This window comes from Thioclava sp. UBA3469, assembly GCF_002378135.1.
Taxonomy (GTDB): Bacteria; Pseudomonadota; Alphaproteobacteria; order Rhodobacterales; family Rhodobacteraceae; genus Thioclava; species Thioclava sediminum.
On sequence record NZ_DFRG01000130.1, the window covers coordinates 1,367 to 9,241 of the forward strand.

Below are 7,875 nucleotides of genomic sequence, written 5' to 3' on the forward strand. Positions count from 1 at the left end.
GCCCCAGCGCATCGATTTCGGCCAGGGGAAGTTGCGGATCGTTTTCTCCAGCACCTCGGCCACGATCTCGGTCGCGGGGCGGCCCGGCTTTTCGATCACGGCGAAATAGACCTGCCCCTTCTTGTCGTCGCGCGCCTCGAGCTGATCCATGCTCAGCCCGGTCGAGCGCAGGAAGCCCTCGATCGCCTTTTCGGGCGCGTCGGTGCGCGGGCCCTTGCGCTCTTCGCGCAGGGTCGGCGAATTCGCGGTCAGCCCCTCGACGGTCAGCGTCAGGCGGCGCGGGGTCGAGAAAGCGCCGGCGGAGGCATATGTCAGACCCGCCTCGACGACGCCATCGGTAATCAGTTTCTTCAGATCCTCGCGGGCCTTGGGCTGCATCCGCGCGGGGATTTCTTCGGAGAACAGTTCAATCAGAAGATCGGGCATGTCATTTCTCCGCTTCGTCGTTCAGTTGGTGCCAGACATAGGCCCGGCCATCGGGATAAAGAGCCACGACGCGGTCAACGCCGGGGTGGATGTTGTGTTGCGACAGGAAGGCCACCGCGCGGCCTGCCTCGAGGTCCGCGCCGATGGTTTTCGCATCATAGCAGTCGAACCATTTCGGGCCGATCAGCGGGGTCGGTCGGTCATAGACCTCATAGGTCTCGGTCGCCGTTGCAATCGACAGATCGGTGTCGAAGCAGGCCCGGTAGCGCAGGGGCGAGCTGTCCGCGTCGATCCCTTTGTAGCCCTCGGCCTGCAGCTCGTCCTGCGTCGTGCCGTCCAGCTCCATCAGCGAGACTTTCGCCGCGTCGGAGCCCGGCGCGATCTCGTCGTAATAGCCGTATTCCTGCGAATAATAGACCACCGCGCCGAAGACGAGCGCGATTACCACGATGCCGCCTCCGATGAGCTTACCATTCACGCGACAGCCTCGTTGGCTTCACTCTGCGAGGCCCCGCCCGCTTCGGTCTGCACGAAAGCGTCGGCGCAGGCCTTGGCCAGCGCACGGACGCGACCGATATAGGCCTGACGCTCGGTGACCGAGATCACGCCGCGCGCATCCAGAAGGTTAAAGAGATGCGACGCCTTGATGCACTGGTCGTATGCGGGATGCGCCATGATGATCTTGCGGCCCGCATCGTCCGCCTCGGGCGAGGCGAGGATACGTTCGCATTCGGCCTCGGCATCCTCGAAATGGCGCAGCAGCGTCTCGGTATCTGCCACGTCGAAATTCCAGCGCGAATATTCCTGCTCGGTCTGGCGGAACACGTCACCGTATTTCAACGCGATCGGCGCGGACGGGTCGTTATAGGGCATGTCCATGACGTGATCGATGCCCAGCACGTACATCGCCAGACGCTCGAGCCCGTAGGTCAGCTCGCCCGAGACCGGCTTGCAGTCATGGCCGCCGACCTGCTGGAAATAGGTGAACTGGCTGACTTCCATACCGTCGCACCAGACCTCCCAGCCAAGTCCCCACGCACCGAGCGTCGGGCTCTCCCAGTCGTCTTCCACGAAGCGGATATCGTGCAGTTCGGTGTCGATCCCGATCGCGCGGAGCGAGCCGAGATACAGCTCCTGCAGGTCCGGCGGGCTCGGTTTGATGAGCACCTGATACTGATAGTAGTGCTGCAGGCGGTTCGGGTTCTCGCCATAGCGGCCATCGGTCGGACGGCGCGAGGGCTGGACATAGGCGGCCGCCCACGGCTTGGAGCCGAGCGCGCGCAGCGTCGTCGCCGGGTGGAAGGTGCCTGCCCCCACTTCCATGTCATAAGGCTGCATCACCGCGCAGCCTTTCGAGGCCCAATAGCTCATCAGGCGCAGGATGATTTCCTGAAAGGATTTCGGGGCGTCCGGGTTTGCCATATTTCGCACCTTCCGTTGAAGCGCCTTCTCTCTAGGCAAGGGGCGCGGGGGCGTCAACGCCCTGCAAGGATTAGGGCGGACGATCTTCGGCGCTCGACGTGCAAAGCTGAGGCCCCCGCCCCACAACGGCGGATTTCATGACCCGATCGGGGGCGTTTGGGGGGTGACCTCGCCCCTCGTTGCGCTAAGGTCGAGGGAAAAGCAGGTATTACGGGGGCAGCAATGCGGGCAATTTCACGGACAGTTTCGATCGTCGTCGGAGCCAGCCTAACCGGCATGATCTGGACCGGAACGGCCTGGGCCGAAGCCTGGGTGCAGATCGAGGCGAAAAGCTCGCTCGCCCAAGCCGAAGCGCGCGCCCGCGACTGGGCGGGCATGTTCCCCGACACGACCGGTTTCCGGCTCGATTCCGGCTGGTACGCGATCGCGCTCGGCCCCTTTGCCGACGATGCCGAGGCGAATGCGCGCCGCCGGGTTCTGCGCCGCGAAGGGCTGATCCCGCGCGACAGTTTCGTGGCCGATGGCAACAACTTCCGCCAGCAATTCTGGCCGGTCGGCGCGACCCTGAACGCCCCCGCGCAGGTGCCCGAACAACCCGCCCCGCAAGCCGACACCCAAAGCGACGTGCGCGGCGCGCCGATGCCCGCCCCGATCGACGTGGAGCCGCTGGACGGGCCGGATGCGACCGCGCAATCGGGCGATCAGACCACGCCCCCGGACACGTCTGCGCAGGACACCGCCACCGCGCCTGAGCCGGTGAGCCCCGACACCACAGCGACAGCCGCCGCCCCCGCCCCGCAGGAGGTCACCCCCGCGCCCGAACCGGTCGAGACGCTACGGGATTCGCGCCGACTGGAAGCTGCCCTCGATCCGCAGACCAAGCGCGACATTCAGACCGCGCTGGAATGGGAAGGCAGCTATCAGGGCGCGATCGACGGAATTTTCGGTCGCGGCACCCGCAATTCGATCGCCGACTGGCAGATGAAGAACGATTACGAGCCGACCGGCGTGCTGTCCTCGACCCAGCAGGCGGCCCTTCTGGACAAGGTCGCCTCCGAGCGCGCGGCGCTGGGGCTGCAGACCGTGACCGAAGATCAGGCCGGCATCCGGATCGACCTGCCGATGGGGCTGGTGAAATTCGACCGCTACAACGCGCCCTTCGTGAATTACGCGCCCAAGGATGGCAGCGGCGTGCAGGTTTTGCTGATTTCCCAGCCCGGCGATGCGGCCCGGCTGCGGGGCCTCTATGACGCCATGCAGACGCTCGAAATCGTGCCGACGGGAGGCGAGCGCAACATCCGCGGCAACAGCTTCACCATCGAAGGCCAGAACAGCGCGGTGCAGTCCTACACCCACGCGGAACTCTCGCGCGGGCAGATCAAGGGTTTCACGCTGGTCTGGCCCGCCGGGGACGACAAGCGCAGGACCCGCGTGCTCGACGCGATGAAAAAGAGCTTCACGCCCATCGGCACCAGTTCGCTCGACGCGACGCTCGGCCAGCCGATGTCGGTGACGCGGGCAGCCCTGATGGCGGGGATCGAGAAACGCGCGCCGATCTTCTCGCGCTCGGGCTTCTTCATCGATGCCGACGGCCATGTGCTGACCGCCGCCGAGGGGCTCGACCAATGCGGACGGATCACCATCGAGGATCACCCCGCCTCGCTCAGCTTCGACGGCGGCGCCAAGGGCTATGCGGTCCTGACCCCGAAAGACACGCTGGCGCCGAAGGAAGTCGCGAAGTTCAACCCCGATGCCCCGATGGCCGGGAGCAAGGTGGCGGTGGCGGGCTTCTCCTATCCCGAAGCGCTCTCCGCGCCGGTGCTCAATTTTGGCACGCTCTCCGCGCTCAAGGGGCTGGAGGGACAAGACAATCAGGCCCGGATCGAGGCGCAGACCCGCGCGGGCGACGTGGGCGGGCCGGTTCTCGACGGCTCCGGCGCGGTCGTGGGGATGTTGCTGCCCTCAGGCGGCGACGCGAACCGCGTGCTGCCCGACAACCTGACTGTTGCGCTGCAGGCGAAGGCGATGGCGCCGGGCCTGTCGGACAACGGTTTCACCCCGAAAGCCGCAGGCATCTCGGCCAATCGCGACCCGGAAGACCTGCAGCAGATCGCGGACGGGATGGTGGTGCAGATTTCCTGCTGGAAGTGATCAGCCCCGCCAGAAGCGCGGCAGCAACAGCACGAGCACGCTCATCAGTTCGAGCCGCCCGAGGCACATTGCCGCGCTCATTAGCCATTTCGCGCTGTCAGGGAAATCCGCGACCGAGCCGTTCGCGGTGATCTCGGGCCCCCATGCGGGCCCGATATTGGCGATCGAGGTCCAAGCGGCGGTCATCGCCGTCTCGGTCCCGAGGCCGGTGAAGGTCAGCGCGATGATCAGCAACCCGAAAATCAGGATGAACAGCGAGAAGAAGGCCATCACCGAGTTGACCACGCTATCCTCGACCGGGCGGCCGTCATATTGCACTTTCAGCAGACGGTGCGGCGAGTAGAGCCGCTGGATCTGCGCCTTGATCGCTTCGAGAAGGATCAGGTAGCGGAACACCTTGACCGAACAGGCGGTGGAGGCCGTGCAGCCCCCGATCAGCCCGGAAATCAGCAGGATCGTGAAGGCCAGATGCCCCCATTGCGTCACGTCCTCAGAGGCATAGCCCGTGCCGGTGAAGGTCGAGACCACGTTGAACGTCACCTCGCGCAGCGTCGGCCAGAAAGACGCCTCATGGCGGATCATCCGGTAAAGCACGATGATCGCAATCGCATAGCCCATCCAGCGCAGGAAAGCGCGCACCTGCGGGTCGCGCCAGAGCGGCAACGTGTCGCCGCGCATCACCTGCACGAAGCGGATGAACGGCATCGCCGCCAGCGCCATGAAGACCGAGGCCGCGTATTCCGGCGCGCCCTTATATGTGGCGAAGCTGGCGTCGTAATTCGAGAACCCGCCGGTGCTCATCGTGGTGAGCGCATGCATGATCGCGTCGAACCCCTTCATCCCGAGGCCGAGATAGGTCAGCGCGCAGGCGATGGTCAGCCCGACATAGATGCGGATCAACGCGGTCGAGATGTCCATCGCGCGAGGCAGGATTTTCCCAAGCGTATCAAACCCTTCCGAGCGGAAGAACTGCATCCCGCCGACCTTCATCACCGGCAGGAAGATCATCGCGACGATGATGATCCCCAGACCGCCCAGCCATTGCAGCAGCCCGCGCCAGAGGTTCACGCCCGGCGGCAACCCGTCGAGATGCGGAATCGCGGTGGTCCCCGTCGTGGTCAGGCCCGACATCGCCTCGAAATAGGCATCGACCAGCGACAGATGCGGCACGCCCAGCATGAAGGGCAGTGCTCCGAAGAAGGGCAGCGTCAGCCAGACGAGCGAGGTCAGCAGAAAGCTTTGATGGATCGACAGCGTCCGGGCCAGACCGTCACGCGAGGCCAGCGCCAGCAGCGCCCCCGCCGTGGTCGTCAGCACCGCGCTTTCGACGAAGACCAGCCAATGCGCGGCACCATATCCCAAATCCACCGCTGCGGGGATAAGCATCGTCAGCCCCAGCACGGATGTCAGCATTCCGATGATATATCCAACCGGGCGCAGATCGATCATGCGCCCCACCTTGCCCAGAGCGCCGGTCTAGTCAATCCCAGACGGGCCGGGACGGACCTGCGGTCGCGTAGCGTGACTTTGCAAACCCGAGCGGTTTGGTCAGTAAATTTGCCCAACTTTGCAGGTAGGCCCTTGCGCTGCGGCGCGGCAACTGTACCGTAGCGGCCACTTTCGACAACAGGGAGAACGCTATGTTCAACAAGATCCTCGTGGCCAACCGTGGCGAGATCGCCATCCGGGTGATGCGCGCCGCCAACGAGCTGGGCAAGAAGACGGTCGCCGTCTACGCCGAAGAGGACAAGTTGGGCCTGCACCGCTTCAAGGCCGATGAAGCCTATCGCATCGGCGAGGGTCTTTCGCCCGTTGGCGCCTATCTCTCCATCGAAGAGATCATCCGCGTCGCCAAGGAAAGCGGTGCCGATGCGATCCACCCGGGCTATGGCCTGCTGTCGGAAAACCCCGATTTCGTCGAAGCCTGCGACGCCGCCGGCATCACCTTCATCGGTCCGAAGGCCGAAACGATGCGCGCGCTTGGCGACAAGGCCTCGGCGCGTCGCGTGGCGATCAAGGCCGGTGTGCCGGTAATCCCCGCGACCGAAGTGCTGGGCGAGGATTTCGACGCGATCAAGAAAGAGGCCGCAGAGATCGGCTACCCGCTGATGCTGAAAGCCAGCTGGGGCGGCGGCGGGCGCGGCATGCGCCCGATCTTGGGCGAGGAGGAACTGGTCGAGAAGGTCCGCGAGGGCCGTCGCGAGGCTGAAGCCGCCTTCGGCAATGGCGAGGGCTATCTCGAGAAGATGATCATCCGCGCGCGCCACGTCGAGGTGCAGCTGCTGGGCGACACGCATGGCAATCTCTATCACCTCTACGAGCGCGACTGCACCGTGCAGCGCCGCAACCAGAAGGTCGTCGAACGCGCCCCTGCCCCCTATCTCTCGGACGAGCAGCGCGAAGAGGTCTGCCAGCTCGCGCTGAAGATCGGTCAGGCGGTCGGCTATGAATGTGCCGGCACGGTCGAATTCCTGATGGATATGGACTCGGACAAGTTCTACTTCATCGAGGTGAACCCGCGCGTTCAGGTCGAGCATACCGTGACCGAAGAGGTCACCGGCATCGACATCGTTCAGGCCCAGATCAAGATCGCCGAGGGCGCGACGCTGGCAGAGGCCACCCGCGCGAAGTCGCAAGACGAGATCGAGCTTTCGGGCCACGCGCTGCAATGCCGCGTGACCACCGAAGACCCGCAAAACAACTTCATCCCCGATTACGGCCGCCTGACCGCCTATCGCTCGGCGACCGGTAACGGCATCCGCCTCGACGGCGGCACCGCCTATGCGGGCGGCGTCATCACCCGCTATTACGACTCGCTTCTGGTGAAGGTCACCGCCTGGGCGCAGGATCCCGATCAGGCGATCCGCCGGATGGACCGCGCCCTGCGTGAATTCCGGATCCGCGGGGTGAGCACGAATATCGACTTCGTCATCAACCTGCTCAAGCACCCGACCTTCCTCGACATGAGCTACACGACGAAGTTCATCGACACGACGCCGGAGCTGTTCGACTTCAAGCAGCGCCGCGACCGGGGCACGAAGATCCTGACCTATATCGCGGATATCACCGTGAACGGTCACCCCGAGACTGCGGGCCGCAACAAGCCCCACGCCGAAGCGAAACCTCCGCGCCTGCCCGCCTACAAGGATGAGGCGAAACCGGGCAGCCGGAATCTGCTGGAGAAAGAGGGCGCGAAGGCGGTCGCCGACTGGATGAAGGCGCAGAAGAAGCTGCTGCTGACCGACACCACGATGCGCGACGGCCACCAGTCGCTGCTTGCGACCCGGATGCGCTCGATCGACATGATCAAGGCCGCGCCCGCCTATGCCTCGAACCTCAGCGATCTGTTCTCGGTCGAATGCTGGGGCGGCGCGACTTTCGACGTGGCCTATCGCTTCTTGCAGGAATGCCCGTGGCAGCGCCTGCGCGACATCCGCGAAGAGATGCCCAACATCCTGACGCAGATGCTGCTGCGTGCCAGCAACGGCGTGGGCTACACGAACTACCCGGACAACGTGGTGCAGTTCTTCGTTAAGCAGGCCGCGGAGAGCGGCGTCGACGTGTTCCGCGTCTTCGACTCGCTGAACTGGGTCGAGAACATGCGCGTCGCGATGGATGCGGTGATCGAGAGCGGCAAGATCTGCGAAGGCACGATCTGCTACACCGGCGATATCCTCGATCCCGACCGCGCCAAATATGACCTGAAATACTATATCGGCATGGCGAAAGAGCTGGAGGCCGCAGGCGCGCATGTGCTGGGCCTCAAGGATATGGCGGGGCTTCTGAAACCCGCCGCCGCCCGCAAGCTGATCGCGGCGCTGAAGGAAGAGGTCGATATCCCGATCCACTTCCACACCCATGACACGAGCGGTATCG

Annotated in this window: 6 protein-coding genes; 2 read left to right on the plus strand and 4 right to left on the minus strand. The window is 64.6% G+C overall.

Annotated features, from left to right (window positions below; translation table 11 throughout):
- From B3D39_RS10385 to B3D39_RS10395, 3 genes are all read right to left on the minus strand, one after another.
- A partial coding sequence (locus B3D39_RS10385) for a glycine--tRNA ligase subunit beta (protein WP_286789665.1) occupies positions 1 to 426 on the minus strand: 426 nt, incomplete at its 3' end.
- Between the two features lies 1 nt (position 427).
- Entirely contained in the window at positions 428 to 904 is a 477-nt protein-coding gene (locus B3D39_RS10390) for a DUF6446 family protein (protein ID WP_274963316.1), read from the minus strand.
- A complete protein-coding gene (locus B3D39_RS10395) occupies positions 901 to 1,848 on the minus strand; it encodes a glycine--tRNA ligase subunit alpha (protein ID WP_078541862.1) in 948 nt (315 codons plus the stop codon). The genes B3D39_RS10390 and B3D39_RS10395 overlap by 4 nt, the downstream gene beginning before the upstream one ends.
- A 222-nt stretch (positions 1,849 to 2,070) precedes the next feature.
- On the opposite strand from B3D39_RS10395, the gene B3D39_RS10400 reads away from it, so the two are divergent.
- Positions 2,071 to 3,999 (plus strand): trypsin-like peptidase domain-containing protein, encoded by a 1,929-nt coding sequence (locus tag B3D39_RS10400; RefSeq protein WP_274963315.1) that lies wholly within the window; start codon positions 2,071 to 2,073, stop codon positions 3,997 to 3,999.
- On the opposite strand, the gene B3D39_RS10405 is transcribed toward B3D39_RS10400, so the two are convergent.
- Complete coding sequence (locus B3D39_RS10405; protein ID WP_274963314.1) at positions 4,000 to 5,448, minus strand: TrkH family potassium uptake protein; 1,449 nt, start codon at positions 5,446 to 5,448, stop codon at positions 4,000 to 4,002.
- A 191-nt stretch (positions 5,449 to 5,639) separates the two neighbouring features.
- On the opposite strand from B3D39_RS10405, the gene B3D39_RS10410 reads away from it, so the two are divergent.
- A partial coding sequence (locus B3D39_RS10410; protein WP_286789666.1) for a pyruvate carboxylase occupies positions 5,640 to 7,875 on the plus strand: 2,236 nt, incomplete at its 3' end.